This window comes from Parafrigoribacterium mesophilum, from assembly GCF_039652555.1.
Taxonomy (GTDB): domain Bacteria; phylum Actinomycetota; class Actinomycetes; order Actinomycetales; family Microbacteriaceae; genus Parafrigoribacterium; species Parafrigoribacterium mesophilum.
The window spans coordinates 1-265 of the sequence record NZ_JBDJAF010000074.1; the positions used below are offsets into that span (position 1 = coordinate 1).

The following is a 265-nucleotide window of genomic DNA, read 5'->3' on the forward strand; positions in this document are numbered from 1 at the left end:
CTTTCCCCCAGCTGGGATTAGAGCCGGGCCGTGTTGTTGCGCCTGAGCGCGGGGTAAGCAAAGGCCTGTGCAGCGGAGCCCGTATGGCGTAGCGGAGCAGGCCATTGCTTATGTAGTTCGGCGGGGAATGCCGCCGGGGTCTCGTAGCCAAGGGCTGAGTGTGGCCGTTCGTGGTTGTAGTCCTCGACCCACGCCGCGATCTGAACGCGGGCATGGTCCATGCTGAGGAACAGCGTCTCGTTAAGTAGCTCATCGCGCATGCGAC

General features: G+C 63.0%; 1 protein-coding gene. It reads right to left on the minus strand.

The window, feature by feature from the left end; all coding sequences use genetic code 11:
- Positions 1-17: 17 nt before the first annotated feature.
- Positions 18-265 (minus strand): integrase core domain-containing protein (locus tag ABFX56_RS16145; protein WP_346234373.1); only part of this gene is annotated, 248 nt, incomplete at its 5' end.